Origin of the sequence: Actinomyces respiraculi, from assembly GCF_014595995.2 — a bacterium.
In the GTDB taxonomy this organism is placed as follows: Bacteria; Actinomycetota; Actinomycetes; order Actinomycetales; family Actinomycetaceae; genus Actinomyces; species Actinomyces respiraculi.
The window spans coordinates 1,968,569-1,988,337 of the sequence record NZ_CP063989.1; the positions used below are offsets into that span (position 1 = coordinate 1,968,569).

15 protein-coding genes are annotated in these 19,769 nt (G+C 71.4%); 7 read left to right on the plus strand and 8 right to left on the minus strand.

Features of this window, described 5'->3' with window-relative positions; all coding sequences use genetic code 11:
• Window positions 1-54: 54 nt before the first annotated feature.
• Together ID810_RS08195 and ID810_RS08200 are read right to left on the minus strand one after the other, a co-directional pair.
• Window positions 55-777 carry a LuxR C-terminal-related transcriptional regulator gene (locus tag ID810_RS08195; protein ID WP_166856781.1) on the minus strand — a complete coding sequence of 241 codons (723 nt, stop codon included), beginning with the start codon at window positions 775-777 and terminating at the stop codon, window positions 55-57.
• 19 nt (window positions 778-796) lie between these two features.
• Complete coding sequence (locus tag ID810_RS08200; RefSeq protein WP_166856779.1) at window positions 797-2,209, minus strand: sensor histidine kinase; 1,413 nt, start codon at window positions 2,207-2,209, stop codon at window positions 797-799.
• 165 nt (window positions 2,210-2,374) lie between these two features.
• Between ID810_RS08200 and ID810_RS08205 the strand changes: the two genes are divergently transcribed.
• The 3 genes from ID810_RS08205 (at window position 2,375) to ID810_RS08215 (ending at window position 5,532) form a co-directional block, all read left to right on the plus strand.
• Window positions 2,375-3,157 carry an ABC transporter ATP-binding protein gene (locus ID810_RS08205; protein ID WP_188232598.1) on the plus strand — a complete coding sequence of 261 codons (783 nt, stop codon included), beginning with the start codon at window positions 2,375-2,377 and terminating at the stop codon, window positions 3,155-3,157.
• Between the two features lie 6 nt (window positions 3,158-3,163).
• Window positions 3,164-4,225 (plus strand): FtsX-like permease family protein, encoded by a 1,062-nt coding sequence (locus ID810_RS08210; RefSeq protein ID WP_166856777.1) that lies wholly within the window; start codon window positions 3,164-3,166, stop codon window positions 4,223-4,225.
• Between the two features lie 143 nt (window positions 4,226-4,368).
• Complete coding sequence (locus tag ID810_RS08215) at window positions 4,369-5,532, plus strand: alpha/beta hydrolase (RefSeq protein WP_166856776.1); 1,164 nt, start codon at window positions 4,369-4,371, stop codon at window positions 5,530-5,532.
• A gap of 169 nt (window positions 5,533-5,701) precedes the next feature.
• Here ID810_RS08215 and miaB read toward each other — a convergent pair whose 3' ends face one another.
• Window positions 5,702-7,435: a tRNA (N6-isopentenyl adenosine(37)-C2)-methylthiotransferase MiaB gene (miaB, locus tag ID810_RS08220; protein ID WP_166856773.1), complete on the minus strand. Its 1,734-nt coding sequence runs from the start codon at window positions 7,433-7,435 to the stop codon at window positions 5,702-5,704.
• 156 nt (window positions 7,436-7,591) lie between these two features.
• Between miaB and gcvP the strand changes: the two genes are divergently transcribed.
• Genes gcvP through gcvH form a run of 3 tightly spaced genes read left to right on the plus strand, consistent with a single transcriptional unit; the run spans window position 7,592 to window position 12,250 of the window.
• Complete coding sequence (gene gcvP / locus ID810_RS08225; RefSeq protein WP_166856771.1) at window positions 7,592-10,510, plus strand: aminomethyl-transferring glycine dehydrogenase; 2,919 nt, start codon at window positions 7,592-7,594, stop codon at window positions 10,508-10,510.
• A gap of 30 nt (window positions 10,511-10,540) precedes the next feature.
• Window positions 10,541-11,821, plus strand: coding sequence for a glycine cleavage system aminomethyltransferase GcvT (locus ID810_RS08230; RefSeq protein WP_166856769.1), 1,281 nt, complete (start codon window positions 10,541-10,543; stop codon window positions 11,819-11,821).
• Between the two features lie 42 nt (window positions 11,822-11,863).
• Window positions 11,864-12,250 (plus strand): glycine cleavage system protein GcvH, encoded by a 387-nt coding sequence (gcvH, locus tag ID810_RS08235; RefSeq protein ID WP_166856767.1) that lies wholly within the window; start codon window positions 11,864-11,866, stop codon window positions 12,248-12,250.
• Window positions 12,251-12,292: 42 nt separating this feature from the next.
• On the opposite strand, the gene ID810_RS08240 is transcribed toward gcvH, so the two are convergent.
• The 3 genes from ID810_RS08240 to ID810_RS08250 all read right to left on the minus strand — a co-directional run bounded on the left by ID810_RS08240 (window position 12,293) and on the right by ID810_RS08250 (window position 15,437).
• A complete protein-coding gene (locus tag ID810_RS08240) occupies window positions 12,293-13,816 on the minus strand; it encodes an NAD(P)/FAD-dependent oxidoreductase (RefSeq protein WP_166856765.1) in 1,524 nt (507 codons plus the stop codon).
• Window positions 13,817-13,914: 98 nt separating this feature from the next.
• Window positions 13,915-15,060 (minus strand): ROK family transcriptional regulator, encoded by a 1,146-nt coding sequence (locus tag ID810_RS08245; RefSeq protein WP_166856763.1) that lies wholly within the window; start codon window positions 15,058-15,060, stop codon window positions 13,915-13,917.
• Between the two features lie 176 nt (window positions 15,061-15,236).
• The gene (locus tag ID810_RS08250; RefSeq protein WP_166856760.1) at window positions 15,237-15,437 is read right to left on the minus strand and encodes a hypothetical protein; all 201 of its coding nucleotides are present in this window, start codon (window positions 15,435-15,437) and stop codon (window positions 15,237-15,239) included.
• 216 nt (window positions 15,438-15,653) lie between these two features.
• Here ID810_RS08250 and ID810_RS08255 point away from each other — a divergent pair, with 216 nt between their 5' ends.
• Window positions 15,654-16,016: a transposase gene (locus ID810_RS08255; protein WP_166856758.1), complete on the plus strand. Its 363-nt coding sequence runs from the start codon at window positions 15,654-15,656 to the stop codon at window positions 16,014-16,016.
• 482 nt (window positions 16,017-16,498) lie between these two features.
• Here ID810_RS08255 and ID810_RS08260 read toward each other — a convergent pair whose 3' ends face one another.
• Both ID810_RS08260 and ID810_RS08265 read right to left on the minus strand, forming a co-directional pair.
• Window positions 16,499-18,145: a prolyl oligopeptidase family serine peptidase gene (locus tag ID810_RS08260; protein WP_166856756.1), complete on the minus strand. Its 1,647-nt coding sequence runs from the start codon at window positions 18,143-18,145 to the stop codon at window positions 16,499-16,501.
• A 218-nt stretch (window positions 18,146-18,363) separates the two neighbouring features.
• On the minus strand, window positions 18,364-19,746 hold the full coding sequence (locus tag ID810_RS08265) for an FtsX-like permease family protein (RefSeq protein WP_196781491.1): 1,383 nt from the start codon (window positions 19,744-19,746) through the stop codon (window positions 18,364-18,366).
• Between the last annotated feature and the right edge of the window lie 23 nt (window positions 19,747-19,769).

The window sequence follows — 19,769 nt, forward strand, 5'->3', positions numbered from 1 at the left end:
CGCGCCAGTCGGTGACCGAGGGCGCGAGGGGTGCCGACGGCGTGGCCCTGCCCGTCATGCGGTGGCGCGCAGCCAGGTGAGGACCGCCCTCACACGGCGGGTGTCCTCACCGGGCGGCAGGTCGAGCTTGGCCAGGATATTGGCCACGTGCTTGGCGACGGCGCCGTCGGACAGGACCAGGCGCTCGGCCACCTGGGTGTTGGACAGGCCCTCCGCCATGAGTGCCAGGACCTCGCGCTCGCGCTCGGTCAGCCGCCGGACCCGCTCGGCGTCCCCGCCCGACGCCGGGGCGCCTGCACCCACCGGGGTGGCGGGCCGGGCTGCGCCCATGAGGGTGGCCAGGACCTCGGGGTCGATGACGACGCCCCCGGCGGCGACGACGTCGAGACTGCGCAGGAAGTCGTCCACGCGCCCGACCCGCTCCTTGAGCAGATAGCCCACGGCCCCGCCACCACCGTCCGAGGTGGTGGCCGAGCCGAGCAGGTCACGCAGGTAGGGGCCGGCGACGTAGGCGGACAGGACGACGACGGGCAGCCCCGGGTGGGCGGCACGCAGGTCGACGGCGGCGCGCAGGCCGTCGTCGGTGCCGGTGGGCGGCATGCGCACGTCGGTGACGACGACGTCGGGCGGCGCTCCCACCTGGGCCAGGCGGGTGACCTCGGCGCGCAGGGCGTCGGCGTCGGCGACCTGGGCGACGACCTCGTGCCCGGCAGCGGCCAGCAGGCCGGCGATGCCCTCGCGCAGGAGGGCGGCGTCGTCGGCGAGCAGGATCCTCATGGGGCCATCCTGCCCCAGCTCAGCCAAGGGTTGTGCGTGCGGGGTGGCTCGCAGGGTGGGGCCCCACTGTGCGCTCAGTGCTTCCAGTGCTGTCAGTGCTCTCAGTGCTGTCAGCCCAGGGCGGGGTGAGTGGGGCGGTGATGGTCAGGCGGGTGCCCGCTCCGGGCGCGGAGTCGACGGCGAGGCGCCCGCCGACGGACTCCAGGCGCTGGGACATGCCGGCCAGGCCGGTCGAGCCCGCCGCCGTCGGGTCGGCGCCGCCACACCCGTCGTCGGTGACGACGGCGAGCAGCCCCTCGGCGCTGACGTCGAGCCGCACGGTGGCCCTGGCCTGGGCACCGGCGTGCCGGGCGGCATTGGTCAGGGCCTCGCAGACGGCGAAGTAGACGGCGGTGGCCACCGGCGAGCTCAGGGCCGCCAGGTGCTCCTCGGCTCCCGTGACGCTCACGCTGGTGGGCAGGGGCGCACGGCCCACCAGGTCATGCAGGGCCGGGCCCAGCCCGCGCTCGGTGAGGATGGCGGGGCGGATGCCGTGGACGGTGTCACGCAGGGCCCGCAGTGCGGCCTCCGCCCGGTCCTGGGCCGCCTCGAGGTCGGAGAGCAGGGCCTCGCGCAGGGCCCCGGTCTGCCCGTCCTCGGCGAGTGAGAGCACGCGCACCCGCGTCATGCCCAGGCCCATGGTGAGCGCGACGAGGTCCTGCTGGACGCCGTCGTGCAAGTCCCGCTCGATGCGCGCACGCTCGGCGTCGAAGGCGTCCACAAGGGTGGCGCGCCCGACGGTGAGGTGGCCGACCTCGGCGCTGAGGGTGGCCAGGCGCTCCTCCTGCGAGGAGTCGGACAGCGTCTGGGTCAGGCGTGTGCGCAGGCGCCCCAGTACGTAGAGCAGGGCGGCGGTTACCGCGAAGCAGGCGACCCCCAGGATCGGCAGCCACCAGCCCTGCCGGGGCGAGCCGATCTCGACGGACCAGGCGACCAGACGGACCTCAAGCGGGTCCTCGGCGGAGACCTGAAACGGCAGGGCGACGAGGATCGCGGACAGGGTCCCGCCGCTGACGGCGATGAAGAAGCTGGGGGCGCTCAGCACGAGACCCACGACGACGAGCGGCAGGTCACGCACCCAGAAGCCCGATTGCCCCGCACGGGAGACGAGCCACGGCCAGAGCCTGTGGCCCGGCAGCCTGGAGGAGGGGGCGGTGGCTCCCGCCATCCGAGCACAGGCCCGCTCAAGCTCGGCGGCCAGGGGCAGGGTGAGGGGGAAGAGCAGGAGGAGGAAGATCCCCAGCGCCACCAGCGGGAGGAAGGCCGCAGCGTGCGCGAGCTCGGCCAGGACCACCACCGTGGCGTGCAGCCACGGGCGGCGCGGGTGCGCGGGACGCGGGCCGGGGGCCGTGGGCAGTACTGCCGGGGAGGCTGCCGGGACGGTGCGAGACATGACCTCGACGCTACGGCAGGCGACGGCGCCCCACACGGGTGCCAGGACCCGAGAACCACCCGAGAACCACGGTGGTGCCGGCATCACCGCCCAGTGGTGGCGGCAGCGCCCACATCGGGGGCCAGCGCCAGTGACCCGGCAGGGGTGACGCGGTTGCCTGGCGGCATGAACACCACGTCGGCTTCTCCCCCATCCCCGTCCGCGGGCGTCCCGGCCCTGGAGTGCAGGAACCTCAGCCGGGTCTACCCCCTGCCCGGGCGGCGCCGTCAGGGCGTGACGGCCGTCAGTTCGGTGAGCCTGGCACTTGCGGCCGGGTCCTTCACCTCGCTCGTGGGAGCCTCGGGCTGCGGCAAGTCCACGCTCCTGGCCTGCCTGGCGGGACTGGACCGCCCCACCCAGGGCACCGTCAGCGTGCTCGGCCGCCGGACCACGGGGCTCAGCCCGCGCGCTGCCGCACGCCTGCGCGCCGAGCACGTCGGTTTCGTCTTCCAGGAGGACAACCTCGTCACGGCGCTGTCGGCACGCGAGAACGTCGCCCTGCCCGGGCGGCTGCGGCGCCGGCCCCTGAGCCGGGCGCAGGTCAGCGAGGCCCTTGCGCGCGTCGGCCTGTCCGCCCAGGCCTCGCAGCTGCCCCATGAGCTCAGCGGGGGCGAGCGCCAGCGGGTCGCCATCGCCCGGGTGCTGGCCTCACGGCCCGCCGTCGTCTTCGCCGACGAGCCCACCGCGGCCCTGGACGCAGGGGCTGCGGCGGCGGTCCTCGACTGGCTCGCCGAGCTCACCGCTGCGGGCACCGCCGTCCTCATGGTTACCCATGACGCCGCGGCCGCGGCCCGAGCCGGGCGGGTCCTCGTCATGGACGCCGGGCGCGTCATCGGGCAGCTTCCCGGCGGGGACCCCGGCGCCGTGTCCGACGCCGTCCTGGCCGCACGGGCGGGAGGTGGTCGCTGATTGGGCATGCGCCCCGGCCTCCTGCGCGCGCTGCTGCTCGGCCAGCTCGCCGTCGTGGGCGCAGTCGGCTCCCTCGGGGGCTGCCTCGCGGGCAGGCCGGTGAGCGTGCTCATGATCCCACTGCTCATCGACCAGAACGTAGCGCTGCCGGGCACGCTCCCACGCTGGGAGCCGACGGACCTGGGGTGGACGGCTCTCGTCATCGCCGGCTCCACTCTCCTGGGCGGTTGGGGCCCCGCGCGCCGCGCCGCCCACGCCACCGAGACCGACCTGCTCGCCGGCGTGCAGGGGCACCGTCGCTCCCGCCCGGCCCGCGCGCTCGGCGTCCTCACCCGCCTACTCGTGGCGGGTGGGCTCACGGCGGGTGTCGTCGTCAGCGCCGTCACCGTGCACCGGTACGGTGCCGTGAGCTCGACGGCGGCCGACGCCTCCTTCCTGGGGGCTCTCGGCGCTCTCGTGCTCGTGTGCGTCCTGGCCTCCTGGCTCGTGCCCGTCCTGCTGCGCGGCGCCGCACACCTGCCGGTTCCGGGGCCCGCCTGGCACGTGGCCACCCGCACTGCGCTGCTGGAGTCGCGCCGCTCGACGGCGACCGTCCTGCCCTTCCTCATCGCCCTCGGCCTCGTGGTCATCATGTTCGGCAGCGCGCGGATGGGCGTGGGCAGTGTCCGCCTGAGCGGCTTCCTGTCGGTGTTCGGCCTGGCCCTGGCCACGGCGTGGAGCGGCGGGGTGGCCGTCATCGCGATGAGTGCCGGCCGCAGGCGGCGCGACGCCGCCCTGCTCAGTGCGGCCGGCGCATCGGCCGGGCAGGTGCGTGCCGCGCAGGTGCTCGAGGGCGTGCTGCACGCCTTCGCCGCCGTGCTGCTCGGCCTCGTGGTGTGCGCGATCAGCACCGCGCTCATCGCACCGGCCTCAGGCACCGCCTGGGCACAGGTCCCCGGGCGCCTGCCCTGGGTGGAGATCGGGGTCACCGGGGCACTGACGCTGGCCACCACCTGCGTGGCCGTCGTCGTCTCGGCGTGGGCGGGGCACGGGGCGGGCACCGCCACGGTGCTGCGTGCCAGGGACTGAGAGGCGCGCAACTGCTACGCTCCCCGGATGACCTCCACCAGCACCGGCGGGCCGATCCGTGTGAGCGCCGTCGTCATCCTTGACGCGGACGGACGGCCGCTCGGCGTGAGCCTCGACCCGGCGGTCCTCGTGGGGGCGGCCTCATGAGCGCGCGCACTCATCGCCCGCGGACGGCGTGCCGACGGCCGGGCCTGCTGGTCATCGCGGCGGGCGTCGGCACCACCGCGGCGCTGGTCAACCGCCTACACCTGCACCGCGACATCGCGGCCGAGGTCCACCCGGATCTGCAGGTTCCCCGCCTCATCGTGCCCCCGGCCCTGGCCCTGGGCAAGCCGCTGGCCTGCACCGCCCTAACCGCCCTCATGGCTCGCGCGAAGACCCGCATCACCGGCCGCCCACCCGCGATGCCTGCGCAGCGCACCTGGGACCCGGCCCTCGACCTCCAGGCGCTCACCATCGACAGCCCCGACAGCGCCGCCAGTGCCCACAGCGCCCGAGCGGTGCGCGTCGTCGTGGCCACCAGCGCCGCGGCCCGCGACGCCTTCGCCGCCGGCCGCAGCGTGCCAGCCCTGCTCTGGGTCCATGGCGGAGGCCATGTCCTGGGTGACGCCGACGCCGACGTCGAGGTCTTCCGCCTCCTCGCCAACGAGCTGGGTGCCGTGGCGGTCGCCGTGGACTACCGCACGGCTTTCACCGCCCCTCACCCGGCGGACGTCGATGACTGCTGGACGGCCCTGACCTGGCTGCTGAACGGGGGTCTGGGCGCAGTGGACCCGCGGCGCATCGCCGTCGTCGGGGAGAGCGCAGGAGGCGGTACGGCCGCCTCCCTGGTCCAGCGCGCCGTGGACCACGGGATCCACCTGGCGGCACAGGTGCTCATCTACCCCATGCTTGACGACCGCGCCGCCACCCGCGCCCGCCACGGCTCGGCGCCGCGCACACGCGGGCGTCTGCTGTGGAGCCGCAGCCTCGACCGCCTCGGCTGGGCCGCCTACCTGCGCGGGCCGGGCGGCACGGGACCGGGCAGCGCCCGCCCCTACGCCGTGCCCGGCAGGCGCACCGACCTGTCGGGGATGCCGCCGACCTGGATCGGGGTGGGTGACCTCGATCTGTTCCACGACGACGACGTTGCCTACGCCAGTCGACTGCGCGAGAGCGGGGTCGCGTGCGAGCTCGTCGTCGTGCCGGGCATGTACCACGCGGCTGACCGCGTCGCCCCGCAGGTACCGGTGATGCAGACCTGGCGCGCCTCCATGATCGCCCACCTGCGCCGTTACCTGGAGCCGGTGGGGCGGGACCGCACGTGAGCGGGCGACGAGGCGCGGCGTGATCTCGTCCCTCACGGCGTGATCTCGTTCCCCCGGCGAACGAGATCAACGCACAAGGAACGAGATCGACGCCCCGCGGATGAGACCACTAGCCCCGACCCTCTCAGCGGGCTGGCAGCGTCGACCGCCCCAGGGCAGTGACGGTCGGCTACAGGCTGCGGGGCTGGCCCAGGGCGCTGCGCCCACCCATGTCGGGGGCGCCGACCCGGATCGTCGGCAGGCCCAGGCGCACGGGAGCCGTGTCCGGCTCGGGCACGGCGCAGGACTCGACCTGGCGGCGCTGCCAGGCGTCGCCGGCGCGGGTGCGGCGCACCTCGAACAGGGCGGGGCCGTCGTCGTACCAGATCCGGTCGCCGGCGCTCAGGGCCTCGTTGGCGGCGGCCTCCTCGGCGCTCAGGCGCCGGGCGCAGCGCGCGGAGTCCGCGATGAGGTGGTGGGGTGCGCCGTGGGTGACGCGCACGGTGACCATGTCGCCGGGGCGCGGGGTTCCGCCGTCGTAGTCGTCGGCGGCCAGGTGCTCGGGCAGGGCGACGTGCACGAGGCGGTTGTCCTCAGCGCGCCCGGAGATGCGGGCGGTGACGCCGTCGCGGCGCCCCTCCCCCTCGGCCACGAGGACGTCGAGCACGCGCCCCTCCTGGCGCACGTTCTCCTCGTGGGTGATGCGTCGCACGAGCTCGTCCAGGCGCCGGTAGCGGTCCTTGACGACCTCCACGGGCACCTGCTCGAGGTCCGCGGCGGGCGTGCCCGGGCGCGGGGAGTACTCGAAGGTGAAGGCGGAGGCGAAGCGGGCCCGCTCGACGACGTCGAGGGTGGCCTGGAAGTCCTCCTCGGTCTCGCCGGGGAAGCCGACGATGATGTCGGTGGTGATGGCGGCCTCGGGCATCCGGGCGCGCACGTCGTCCAAGATCGTGAGGAACTTGGCGGAGCGGTAGGAGCGGCGCATGGCGCGTAGGACCTTGTCGGAGCCGGACTGCAGGGGCATGTGCAGGCTGGGCATGACCTCGGGGGTCTCGGCCATGGCCTCGATGACGTCGTCGGTGAAGGCGGCCGGGTGGGGGCTGGTGAAGCGCACGCGCTCGATGCCCTCGACAGAGCCGGCCGCCCGCAGCAGCTTGGCGAAGGCGCCACGGTCACCGAAGCCCACGCCGTAGGAGTTGACGTTCTGACCCAGGAGCGTCACCTCAATGGCGCCCTGGGCAGCCACGGCCTCGACCTCGGCCAGGACCTCTCCGGGACGGCGGTCGCGCTGCTTGCCGCGCAAAGAGGGCACAATACAGAAGGTGCAGGTGTTGTTGCAGCCCACGGCGATGGAGACCCAGGCGGCGTAGGCGGACTCGCGACGGGTGGGCAGGGTGGAGGGGAAGACCTTGAGGGACTCCTCGAGCTCGACGGCGGCCGCCGAGTTGTGCCGGGCGCGCTCGAGCAGGGCGGGCAGCACGTCGAGGTTGTGGGTGCCGAAGACGACGTCGACCCAGGGAGCCCGCTCGACGATCCCCTCCCCCATCTGCTGGGCCAGGCATCCGGCCACGGCGATCTGCATGCCGGGGCGCTCGCGCTTGACGGCCGCGAGCTGGCCGAGGTTGCCGAAGAGGCGGGTGGCGGCGTTCTCACGCACGGAACAGGTGTTGATGATGACGACGTCGGCGCCGCCGTCGCCGGCGTCGGTGGCGCGGGCGGCGGCCTCGGGCACGTCCTCGACGCGCCGGTAGCCGGCATTCTCGAGCAGTCCCGCCATGTGCTCGGAGTCGTGGACGTTCATCTGGCAGCCCAGGGTGCGCACATGGTAGGTGCGAGGCCGGGCGGAGCCGGCACCGGAGTGGGCACCCGAGCGGGCGTCGAGCACGGGCGTGGCGGCAGTATCGGCGGTGTCGGCGGTGGTCATCACCGGCAGTCTAGGGGCGGCGCCGACGTCGCCCCGCACACCGAGTGCCACCACCGCTGTCAGGCTCGCCGCTCCTGGCCCGCCCGTTCTGCTGCGCCCCGTCCGCCCTCCCTCCTAGGATGTGACCGACCACACGACGAGAGAGAGGTCACCACAGTGCACCCCGCCACCGGCCACGACCGCTTCCTGCACCGCCATCTGGGAACCACGGGAGAGGACCTGGCCACAGTCCTGGCGAGCGTGGGGGCCACAAGCCTGGAGGGGCTGGCCGCGCGGGTCGTGCCCGCCACCCTGCCCGTCCTGGACCCGCAGCCCCAGCCCGAGTCACCCGACGTCGAGACGGGCGGGCTGAGTGAGGATGCGGCCGTCTCCAGCCTCAGGTCCCTGGCCGCGCTCAACGACCCGCACACCGAGATGATCGGACGCGGTTACCACCCCGCGCTCACACCCGCCGTCATCACACGTGACGTGCTGTCCAACCCTGCCTGGACGACCTCCTACACCCCTTACCAGGCCGAGATCAGCCAGGGACGCCTGGAGGCGCAGCTGCTCTTCCAGACCGTCATCGCCGACCTCACCGGTCTGCCGGTGGCCACCACCTCCCTGCTCGACGAGGCCACGGCCGTCGCCGAGGCCGTCCTGCTCATGGCCCGCGCGCACCGCGGCCCCGACGCCCCCGTGCTGCTCGACGCCGGCCTGCACCCCCAGCTCATCGAGGTCGCCAGCGCCCGGGCCCAGGCACTGGGCATCGCCATCGAGGTCCTCAGCACCGAGGCGATCACCGCCGACGGCGGAGCCCTGACGGGGGCGGTCCTGGCCCACACCACCACCCGCGGCCTCGTCCAGGACCTCAGCGGCCCGGCCCAGGCGGTGCGCTCGCGCGGCGGCCTGGTGACCGTCGACGCCGATCCCCTGGCCCTGACCCTGCTGACCGAGCCGGGCGCCGTCGGGGCGGACATCGCCGTCGGCACCGCCCAGCGCCTGGGGGTCCCCCTTTTCTTCGGCGGCCCCCACCCGGGCTTCATGTCCGTCACCGAGGCGCTGCGCCGCCAGCTGCCGGGCCGCGTCGTCGGCGTCTCACACGATGCCGACGGCCACGAGGCCTACCGTCTGGCCCTGCAGACCCGCGAGCAGCACATCCGGCGGGAGAAGGCCACCTCGAATATCTGCACCGCCCAGGCGCTGCTGGCCGTCGTCGCAGCCTTCTACGCGGTCCACCACGGCCCCGAGGGCCTGACGGCCATCGCCGAGCAGGTGCACCACCGGGCCGAGCGTCTGGCAGCCGGCGCCCGTGCACTCGGACTGGAGCTCGAGCACGAGGACTTCTTCGACACGGTGAGCGTGCGCGTGCCCGGATCGGCGAGCTCGGCCGTCGAGCGGGCGGAGGAGCTCGGCTACAACCTGAGGCTGCTCGACGCCGACCACGTGGGCGTGAGCACCAACGAGACCACCACCGACGACGACGTCGACACCGTCCTCACGGCCCTGGCCGCCGTGAGCCCCGACGCCGCCGAGGCGGTAGAGCCCGGCTCTGTGTCGTCGTCTTTCCCGCTGCCCGCCCACCTGGTGCGCACGAGTTCCTTCCTCACCCACCCGAGCTTCCACCGCTACCGCAGCGAGGCCGCCCTCGTGCGCTACATCCGGCGGTTGGCGGACCGTGACCTCGCCCTGGACCGGACGATGATCCCCCTGGGCTCATGCACCCTCAAGCTCAACGCCGCCGCCCAGACGGCCCTGTGGCTCAGCCCCGAGCTCGCCGGCATCCACCCCTACGCCCCCGCCACCCAGACGCGCGGCTGGCGCCTGCTGCTCGGCCAGCTCGCCGACCGGCTCGCGCACCTGACGGGCTACGACCGGTGCAGCCTGCAGCCCGCCTCCGGGGCGCAGGGCGAGCTCACGGGCCTGCTGGCGGTACGCGGCTACCTGCACGCCACCGGGCAGCAGGGGCGCGACCTCGTCCTCGTGCCCGCCAGCGCCCACGGCACGAACGCCGCCTCCGCCGCGGGCGCCGGCTTCAGCGTCACGGTGGTGGCCACCGCCGAGGACGGCTCCATCGACGTCGCCCACCTGCGCGCCCTCCTGGCCGAGCACGGCGAGCGCGTCGCAGCGATCATGCTCACCTACCCCTCGACGCACGGCGTCTTCGAGCCCCAGGTCACCGAGGTCACCTCCCTCGTCCACGAGGCCGGAGGCCAGGTCTACATCGACGGGGCGAACCTCAACGCCCTCACGGGGCTGCTGCGACCGGGTGACCTCGGCGGTGACGTCACCCACCTCAACCTGCACAAGACCTTCGCCATCCCCCACGGGGGTGGTGGGCCGGGCGTGGGGCCCGTCGTCGTCAAGGAGCACCTGGCTCCCTACCTGCCGGCCGGTCCCAGCGGCTCGCCCGAACCTGAGCCCGGGGACCCGGACCACGGCTTCGGCGGGGCACCGGTCATGGGGGCCCGCTTCGGCTCGGCGGGGGTCACGCCACTGTCGTGGACGTACCTGGCCACGCTCACCGACGCCGACCTGCGCCAGGTGACCCTCACGGCGCTGGCCCACGCGGGTTACCTCTCGCACGCGCTCGCGGACTCCTTCCCCACCCTGTACACCTACCGGGGGCACGTCGCGCACGAGTGCGTCCTCGACCTGCGTCCGTTGACGGCCGCCACGGGTGTCACCGCGGAGGACGTGGCCAAGCGGCTCATCGACTACGGCTTCCACGCCCCCACACTGTCCTTCCCCGTGGCCGGCACGCTCATGGTCGAGCCCACCGAGTCCGAGCCCCTGGCCGAGCTGGACCGCTTCGTGGCGGCCATACGCTCCATCCGCGCGGAGATCGACGAGGTGGCTCGTGGTGAGATCGCGCTGGAGGAGTCGGTGCTGCGCCGCTCACCGCACACGCTGGCGGCCGTGACCGTGGAGCAGTGGGAGCGCCCCTACTCGCGTGCCAGCGCCGCCTTCCCCTTGGAGGGCATGGAGACGGACAAGTACTTCCCGCCGGTCTCACGCATCGACAATGCGTGGGGCGACCGGCACCTGATGTGCACCTGCCCGGCACCGGGCGCCTTTGAGGCGCTGGGCTCCTGAGCAGCAGCCGCACCCGAGTTGGAGACAGCGATGACCACGCACACTGATCCTGACGCGGCGCCCGCCGCGACGCCCGTCCTGCGCACCACGCCCCTGCACCGGGTGCACGAGGCCCTGGGCGCCTCCTTCACCGACTTCGGTGGCTGGCGGATGCCGCTGCGCTACACCTCGGACCTGGCCGAGCACCACGCGGTGCGGTGCAGCGCCGGGATCTTCGACCTGTCCCACATGGGCGAGGTCAAGGTCACCGGTCCCGAGGCCGCAGCCGCCCTCAGCCACGCGCTCGTGGGTGACATGGGCGCGGTGGCGGTGGGCCGGGCCAAGTACACGATGATCGTCACGCCCGACGGCGGGGTCGTCGACGACCTCATCGTCTACCACGTGGGCGACGAAGAGTACCTCGTGGTGCCCAACGCCGGCAACCGCGAGCGCGTCGCCGCCGAGCTGGTGGGGCGCTGCGCGGGGTTCGGCTGCGTGGTCGAGGACGTGTCCCTCGTCACGGGCCTCATCGCCGTCCAGGGCCCGCGCGCCCAGGAGGTGCTGAGCAGGGTCATCGAGTCCGGTGCGGCCATGCCTGCTGCCCTCAGGCCCCAGGAGGGCGAGGCCCCCGACGGCCACCGGCCGGACGTGCTGTGCGGGCCGAGCCTGCTGGGGCGCCTGCGCTTCTACGCGGCCGTCCGGGCGACGGCGGCGGGGCACTCCATCCTGCTCGCCCGCACCGGCTACACGGGTGAGGACGGCTTCGAGCTGTTCTGCGGGGCTGAGGACGCCGAGGACCTGTGGACGGTCCTCACCGACACCGGGGCGGCCCTCTCCCCCACCGAGGTCGGGGGCCAGATGGTGCCGGCGCTGACACCCTGCGGCCTGGCGTCTCGCGACTCCCTGCGCCTGGAGGCCGGGATGCCCCTGTACGGTCATGAGCTCCACGAGGAGCTGACGCCCTATGATGCCGGCCTGGGCAGTGTCGTCACGCTCGACAGGGCGGACTTCGTGGGCCGCCAGGCACTGGCCGAGCGGGCCGGGCGCGAGGGCGCCACGGGCACGACGGTGCTGGTCGCCCTGGCAGGCGAGGGGCGGCGCGCGGCCCGGGCCGGGGCGACGGTTCTGAGTCCCGACGGCGAGGCGCTCGGCACGGTGACCTCCGGCCTGCTCTCACCCACGCTGGGCCACCCGGTGGCGCTGGCGCTGCTGCGGCCCTACCGTGGGGACCAGCCCGCCTGGCCCGAGGGCACAGCCCTGGTGGCCGATGTGCGCGGCCGCCCGCTGGAGGTGGCGGTCGTCGCCTCCCCCTTCTACTCGCGGAGGCGTTGAGTCGTCCCGCACCCACCACTCACCTGCTAGGAAGGACCTGTCATGGCTCAGCCTGTTCTCTCGCACCTGCGTTACAGCGCCGATCACGAGTGGCTTGAGGACGGTGATCCCGCACGCGTGGGCATCACCGCCGTCGCCGCCGACGCTCTCGGTGAGGTCGTCTTCGTCGAGCTGCCCGAGGTCGGCTCCCAGGTCGAGGCGGGTGAGCCCTGTGGCGAGCTCGAGTCGACCAAGTCCGTCTCGGACCTCGTGGCGCCCGTGAGCGGCACCGTTGTCGCTGTCAACGAGGCGGTCGTCGAGGAGCCGGGGACGATCAACGAGGACCCCTACGGCGCGGGCTGGTTGTTCACGGTGGATGTCGACCGGGAGGGTGACCTGTTGTCGCCCCAGGAGTACGCGGACCGCTTCGACGCCGTCGTCGCCGACTAAGCCGACTGAACCGGCTCAAGCCGACTCATCCGGCAGAGCCGGTCAGGACCCGCTCTCGGAGGCCTTGCGCCGCTCGGCGAGGACGGCGTCGTGCCTGGCGGCGGTGGCAAAGGCCGCACCGGGCTCGGCGATCGAGCCGAAGGAGGCGAGGTCGCGCCGGAAGACGACGGCGGCGAGCCAGTCCATCATGATGCGGACCTTACGGTTGAGAGTCGGCATCGCGCAGACGTGGTAACCGCGGTGGGCGGTCCAGGCGGCGAAGCCGCGCAGGTCCCGGCCCATGATGCGGGCCACGCCCTTGCCGATGCCCAGGGAGGCGACGGTGCCCATGTTGGCGTGGGCGTACTGGGCGAGCTCGGCGCTGCCGTCGGGGCCTGCGGCGAGGACCGCGACGAGGTTGTCCGCGAGCACCGTGGCCTGGCGCACCGCGTGCTGGGCGGTGGGGGCGCAGGTCGCCTCCGGGTCCTCCGAGGTCAGGTCCGGGACGGCGGCGCAGTCGCCGGCAGCCCAGGCGCCCTCAACGGGCACGCCGTCGCGGGCGACCTGGAGGGTCGGCAGGGTGGTAACGCGGCCGCGGGGCTCGATGGGCAGGTCGGAGGCGGTCTGCAGGACGGGTGCGGCCTTGACGCCGGCGGTCCACACGATGGTGTCGGCGTCGAACTCGGTGCCGTCTGACAGCACGACGTGCCCGTCGACGCAGGAGTTGAGGAAGGTGGACAGGCGCACGTCGATGCCGCGCTCGAGCAGCTGCTGCAGGCCGTAGCCGGAGAGCTCCTCGGTCAGCTCGGGCAGGATGCGGCGCGAGCCCTCGACGAGGACGAAGCGCACGTCGTTCTGGTCGATGGAGGGGATGGTGCGCACCGTGGCGCGGGCCATGTCCTCGAGCTCGGCGATGGCCTCGACGCCGGCGAAGCCGCCACCGACGAAGACGAAGGTGAGCAGGCGGCGACGACGCTCGGCGTCCCAGGTGGAGGCGGCGTCCTCGATGCGGGTCAGGACGCGGTTGCGCAGCGCGGTGGCCTCCTCGACCTGCTTGAAGCCCATGGCCTGTTCGGCCAGGCCGGGGATCGGCAGGGTGCGGGCCTCCGCGCCCAGGGCCAGGACGAGGTGGTCGTAGGTCAGGGTGTAGGGCTCGAGCTGCTCGCGGGTGGACTGGGGGGTCGGCGGGCGCACGGTGACGGTCGTGGCGGCGTGGTCGATGGCGGTGATGGCACCGGTGATGATCGTGACGCCCTCGAGGTTGCGGCGGTGGGGGGCGATGACGTGGCGCGGCTGGATGGATCCGGCGGCGACCTCCGGCAGGAAGGGCTGGTAGGTCATGTAGGCGCGTGAGTCGATGACGGCGATCTCGACCTGGTCGAGGTTGAGCTGGGCGCGCAGGGAGCGGGCGACGCAGAAGCCGACGTAGCCACCGCCGGCGATGATGACGCGGGGCGGGCGGTGGGCGCCGTCGTCGGTGGTGACGTCGGGGACGTCGTGGCGCTCGGGCCGGGCGGCCAGCGCGAGGGCGGCTGCGGCAGTCAGGAGACCGGCGGTCGACAGGGCGATGGTGGTGCGGCGACTCATGCCCACAATGTAAGGGCACCCTTAGTTGTGCTCCAAGGTGGGGGTCCGGCTCCCGGGCATGGTTCCTGTCACAGCCCGGGCCGACGACGGGTGGTGGCCTACCGATCGCCCGCCACCAGTGCCCAGCGCTCGAGCGCCAGGGCGGCAGCGCCCCGCGCCCACTCGTCGAACTCGAAGGGACGCAGCAGGACCGGCACCGGTGCCGCGGTCCAGTGCCGCAGGCCGGCGATCTCCTCCTCGAAGGTCTCGCGATAGGCCTCCAGCACGGCGACCCCCTCCCCGGAGACGACGACGAGCTCGGGGTCGACATAGGCGATGAGGGACCCCACGACCCGTCCCGCCGCCAGCGCGGCGCGCCGCAGGACCTCGTCGATACCCGGGTGCTCACGCAGTTGCGGGCTCAGAAGCCGCTCGACGCTCAGCTCCTCCGGCTCGCAACCCAGGTGCTCGGCGGCGGCCCGGAGGATTGCGGCGGTTGAGGCCAGGGCGCGGGCGCAGCCCGCGTGCCCGATCTCACAGCTCGGGCCCGAGGGCGCTACCGGAAGGTGCCCGACGCTGCCGGCCGCGCCCCTGGCCCCGGAGACGACCTCGCCGCCCACCGCGATCCCGCAGCCGATGCCCGCCCCGAAGGTGACCAGGGCGAAGGGGTCGTGCCCGTGTCCGGTCCCGTACCAGGACTCGGCGTAGGCGAAGGCGCGCACATCGTTGGCCACGACGCAGGGCAGCGAGGTGGCCTCGCCGACCATGTCGGCCAAGGGCACGTCGCGCCATCCCAGGAAGCTGGCGACCACCACGGTGCGCCGCTCGACGACGGCCGCGCCCAGAGCGATCCCGATCGCGTCGGGCCGTCGGTCGCTGCGCCGGGCCAGCCGCGTGACCACCGAGGCGATGAGGGTGGTCACGGAGTGAGGGTCGGTCACCGTCAATGGCCGGGACGCGCCGGCGAGCACCTGGCCCAGCGCGTCGGTGAGGACGGCGTAGAGGCGGTCGTCGGTGAGCTTGATGCCGACAACGGTGGCGCTGGTGGGGACGACGGCGAGCAGACGGGTGGGGCGTCCCGGCCCGCCGGCCTGCGCCGGGGGCCCCTCCTCGACGAGGGAGGCCTCGATGAGCGGACGTACCGTGCGCGTCGTCGTCGCCGCGGACAGGCCCAGGCGCCTGCCGAGCTCGGCGCGGCTCATGGGACCGGCGCAGATCAGCGACAGCAGTGCCCTGGCACCCAGGCTGCGTCCCGCACCTTCCATCACTTGCTCCCACCACGTCAGCTGCTCGGCGAGCCGTGCGGCTCGCGCCTGCGAACGGCACCACATGTCGCCGCTCGTTGCGTCACTCTAGAGCAGGCCCCGGAGTGCCTCATGTCGAGGTGCCCGCAAAGACTCGTTGGTGCCTCATCTGGGACTGCCCGCGAAACTGGGAGGGTCTAGGAGGCGGCTCTCTTGACGCGGGTGCCCTTGTGGACCTCGGGCGGGACGCTGGGGAACTGGGCGAGGTCGAGCTGGCCGGTCGTGTCCTTGGCCAGGACGATGAGCACGTCCTGGAACTCGCCGATGCGGCGGGTGATGGCGGCGGGGTCGAGCCGGTCGCGGAAGGCGATCAGCTCCTGCTTCTGCTTGTCGGCCAACACGTGGGTGTGTCCCGTAGAGTGGTGTCACCGCCGGTGGTTGCAGGCCTGCCCGGAGCTGATGCGCCACCTGTTGCAGACGGTGATCAACGCCTTGCCGAGCGCCTAGGCCGACGCGGTGCGCGGCACCGGCTACGGCCAGGCCAACCCTGATCGCAGGGCTCAGCGCAACGGCTACCGGCACCTGGACCTGGGCACCCGGGTGGCACCATTGACGTGGCTGCTGCCAGGCTGCGCACCGGCTCGTACTTCCCCGGCTGGCTGCTCGAGCGCCGCAAACGGGCGCAGCCGGCGCTGATCACGGTGGTTGCCGACGCCTACCTGGCCGGTCTCCACGGGGCGCGTGGACAAACTCGTACAGGCCCTGGACATCAGCTCGCTGTCGAAGTCGCAGGTCTCGCGCATGGCATCCGGGCTCGACGAGCAAGTCGTCTCTCCTTCCGCAACCGGCCTTTGGGCGACGCCGGCCCGTTCACCTTCGCGGCGACCGACGCCCTGACCATGAAGGTAGGTGAGAGCGGTCGCGTGGTCAGCGCGGTGGTCCTGACTGCTGCCGCGCCCACTGCGCGGCCAACCTGATGTCAGTGGTTCCCAAGAGTCCGTGGCCCACCGTCAAGGCCACGGCTCCACCCGGTCCGCGACCAGCCCGACGCAGCAGCCGTCGAGGCCCAGTTCGACCGCCTCCTGGACTACGCCCGCACAATCCTGCCTGAGGCCACCGCAACCTCGGCCTGGAGATCCTCGAGCAGTGCCAGGCCACCACCAGCAAGAACAATCAAGCGAGAATCTGCAGGAAACGGTACCGTATGTCGGTCCTGTTGTGACGTGGGGCCGAGGCCAACGAGTTTCGCGGCCTGTCGACAGGTCAGGCGGTGGGATCAAATGTGGTGCAACCGAAGCCCGCGAGACAGCGCTCCAGGAGCGGCAGTGGCAGTTCCCCAGCGACAAGGGTCTCGCCGGAGCACGCTCAGCCGAGACGAACCCGCACGCGGCCTATAGGACGCGGATGGCCACCTGCTGCTATTGGAGTAAGGTCCATGAACCACGTTTCTTCCTCTCCGTCACGGCTCGGCTGGATAGCCGGTTCGGGTCGTGTCGGGCGCTGCGTATGTAGTCGGGGCCGACCGCTTAACCGTTTCTGTGGGTTTGTTCAGTTCGTACGGTGCTCCGAGGACATCGAGCATCCAGGCATGAGCGAGCGTGTTCTCATCTTCTGTGGCTTCGGTTGAGTCTCCCGCGAGGTGACCGCCGGGGGTGATTCGTTGGATGACGTGTCCGGGGTGACGTGAGACCGAAGCGTTGCGATAATGCTGGCTGAAACGATGGATGGCGTCATTGTCTGCTCTCGCGTCGCGCTCCGCGGCGCGGATCCAGGCACGTGGCAGTGGGTGGCTCTGTGCGGGAAGCTCCTGGATACGTGCCATGGGTGAGAGCCGTTGTAGGAGATCCCGGATGCTGGGGTTGTGCCGGGGGTCGCCGTACTCAGCCCAGTCGGTCGATGCCAGATTCGATGCGGGGTTCGTCAGGGTTGCGAGTGGGTCAATGAAGGGATGTACGAGGTGCAGGCCTCGTAGCCACGTTGGTTGACGCAGGCAGGCGGCGGCTGCGGTCATTCCGCCTGCACTGGCGGCGGTCACGATGATGCGATCCGCAGTGATGGTGGGTAGGGCACGGAGTCGGGCCACGCAGGCGAGTAAATCGTCAACTGTACGGTATCGGTATTCGCCTATAGCTTGCCGGTGCCACTGCGGGCCGAGCTCTCCTCCGCCCCGAATGTGGCAATAGGCGATCGCCACGCCGCGAGCCAGGAGGTCGTCAGTGAATGGATCGAAGGGGCCTTCGAGGCTGATGCCGTAGGCTCCATACACATGGACGACCAGGGGGTGCGTCTGTTCTCCTGGTGGGAGGAAGAGCGTGATTGGGATCATCGCGCCGTCTTCGCTTTCAGCATCCAGACACAGGGTGGAGGCACGCCCAGTAGGCTCGAGGGGGAGTTTCTTTCCCACTTTCGCTGTCACCATCTGGGGTTGATGTACGGGTGATGATGCGAGGAACATCAATTGCTCTGTGGCCGAGTCGAAGGCCGGGAGCATCGTGCCTGCGGGAGGTGCGGCCCATACTGCTTGCGGTCCGTGAACAGGCAGCCAGAAGGTTTGTCGCCCGTTGGCCCTTCCGGTGACAAGGAGTGCATCACCTGACGGTTGGAGGTGTTCGGCGGAGAACCCGGGCGGCGCCTCGGCCAAGACGTGATCTTGGCTCTCACCCCAGACGATCCTGTTCGGTCGATTGAGAACAATTACTGTCTGCTTCCAGATGGCGACGTCCGCGTCGGAAACACGGTGTGTCAACGGGTGACGGGTCGGGATCGAGCCATCGTCGCCAGAAATGATCCAATGCCGAGTGTCGCCTGAACCGCGAGAGGCAAGGATCGCCATATCGTCGGTGACGCTGCGAAGTTCGAGGCGGCGAGTGGAGTCCGGCTCGTCCGATAGGACCATCGGCCGGGAGCTCCCCGGACGCCACCAGAGTAACTGGTTTGGTCTGAGGGAGTCGTCTCGGCGTATCCAGAGAATCCCACTTCCGAAGGCGCGCACACGAGGTGAGACGGGGGCTTCGTCATGCACGAGCTCGACGCCGTTCGCGGCAGCGATGTAGATCCGCATGCGGAAGTGTTCGTCACCATCAATGTCACCGATGACAGCAAACATGCTGCGATCTGCTGCTAGAACCAGAGATTCTCGGGGACGGAGCGTGACCGTCTCGACGATCCTGGCACCAGTGGGAGTCTGAAGCCGAACGGATTGGATGCGCTCGTGCGATATCGGCGGTGGTTCTTGCGCCTGAGGCCCGAGTGTTTTGACTGTGTGTAGGTGTTCGGCGAGATCACGGATGTGTGGCTCAATGACGCCGACGGCAGTCCGATCCATCAGGTCCCCTGCTCCCGCAACTGTGCGCCTGGTCCATCACGGAGGAGCCCGATCGTCGGGATGGACAAAATGATGAAGAGCAGGAGCCACGAGGCGAGCAATCCGAACAGCATGCTCGGCAACGGCCACACCACGACGGAGGCACCATCGAGAGCAGCCTCCGACACGAAGGCGCAGACCAGTCCGCCGGTGACCACGGGGACGACTGCCGTGACTGCGGCGGCTAGGGACATCGCGAAGCTTTCCGCTGCGATGAGGATACGAACCTGTCCTGCGTGCATGCCAACTGCCTGGATCAAAGCGATCTCGCGTCCGCGTCCACGGGCCGACAGTGCGACCACAGCCGCGCTCGTGGCGAGCATCGACACAGCGACGACGGCAACAATCGTCCACACATCGGCCAGGTTTGTTGATGTTCCGGGTTGAAGGATCTGGGTCATCGCGGCCACCGAGTTCACAGCGCACAGCAGCAGACTGATCCCTCCGAGGCCAGCAGCCAGTGGGGCGATCGTCGTGGTACTGGCTTGTGCCCGTGCTGCCGCGGCACGAGTGCCCAGTGCCGGCACCACCAATCCTGTGCTCGCGAAGAGCTTGTGAAGAAACCAGAAGATGAACCTGACGACCTCAGGGCATAGGAGGTAGATGGCGATCAAGGCACTGCCACCGGCGTTGACTGCGAGGTTAAACATCGGACCGGGGCCGGTGGACCCGAGCTGGGAGGCGAACTTCGAAGCCACGACAAGAGCGGCGGCAACTGCTAGGAAGAAGAACCCGGCGATGACCCGTAAGACTGTCGAGATTGTGCGTCGGTTCGACTGGTGGAACGTGCGCAGAGCGACTCTGGGTTGTATGCGAGATGCCTGCCAGGCAGGCATCAGCCCGCCGACCATCGCCGTGACGACACTGACGATAACGATCGCAACAGGAGCCCACGGAGCGATGGTGAATCCCGGTAGGTCAACGCTAGCAGACACTTCCGTATTGAACGCCGGTATCGCCCAGGGGGCCAGGAGTGTCGATACTAGGGCGCCGAGGATCGCACCGCAGAGACTCACGATGGCCAGGACAAGTATCGTGGAGAGGAATACTGCTCGTGGGGATGCCCCGAGCAGGAGCCAGAGCGCGTGGGAGTAGCGGGTGGCTTGGACACTCGCTCGGCCGACTACGGTCAGGGCTACCCAGGAGACGAGTGCAATCACCGTGTAGATGGTGACCGAGAGGATCTGGAACTCGGCGAGGGGCACGCTGGCGCTGGCGACGGCGTCACGAAACTGCGGCGTGGTTGTCCAGGCGAACTGATGGATGCAAAGGCCGATCATCGTCGCGATCACGGCGACAACCGCGATGGCGGGTGTCCATTGTCGCCATTCGTCGGCGAACATTCTTATTACGTATACTTGCATGT

Bases quoted from the DNA above. Each gene is read 5' to 3' on its own strand.
- ID810_RS08195 (WP_166856781.1), bottom strand. From the start codon at position 777: ATGAGGATCCTGCTCGCCGACGACGCCGCCCTCCTGCGCGAGGGCATC.
- ID810_RS08200 (WP_166856779.1), bottom strand. From the start codon at position 2,209: ATGTCTCGCACCGTCCCGGCAGCCTCCCCGGCAGTACTGCCCACGGCC.
- ID810_RS08205 (WP_188232598.1), top strand. From the start codon at position 2,375: ATGAACACCACGTCGGCTTCTCCCCCATCCCCGTCCGCGGGCGTCCCG.
- ID810_RS08210 (WP_166856777.1), top strand. From the start codon at position 3,164: ATGCGCCCCGGCCTCCTGCGCGCGCTGCTGCTCGGCCAGCTCGCCGTC.
- ID810_RS08215 (WP_166856776.1), top strand. From the start codon at position 4,369: ATGAGCGCGCGCACTCATCGCCCGCGGACGGCGTGCCGACGGCCGGGC.
- miaB (WP_166856773.1), bottom strand. From the start codon at position 7,435: ATGACCACCGCCGACACCGCCGATACTGCCGCCACGCCCGTGCTCGAC.
- ID810_RS08230 (WP_166856769.1), top strand. From the start codon at position 10,541: ATGACCACGCACACTGATCCTGACGCGGCGCCCGCCGCGACGCCCGTC.
- gcvH (WP_166856767.1), top strand. From the start codon at position 11,864: ATGGCTCAGCCTGTTCTCTCGCACCTGCGTTACAGCGCCGATCACGAG.
- ID810_RS08240 (WP_166856765.1), bottom strand. From the start codon at position 13,816: ATGAGTCGCCGCACCACCATCGCCCTGTCGACCGCCGGTCTCCTGACT.
- ID810_RS08245 (WP_166856763.1), bottom strand. From the start codon at position 15,060: ATGGAAGGTGCGGGACGCAGCCTGGGTGCCAGGGCACTGCTGTCGCTG.
- ID810_RS08260 (WP_166856756.1), bottom strand. From the start codon at position 18,145: ATGTTTGCTGTCATCGGTGACATTGATGGTGACGAACACTTCCGCATG.
- ID810_RS08265 (WP_196781491.1), bottom strand. From the start codon at position 19,746: ATGTTCGCCGACGAATGGCGACAATGGACACCCGCCATCGCGGTTGTC.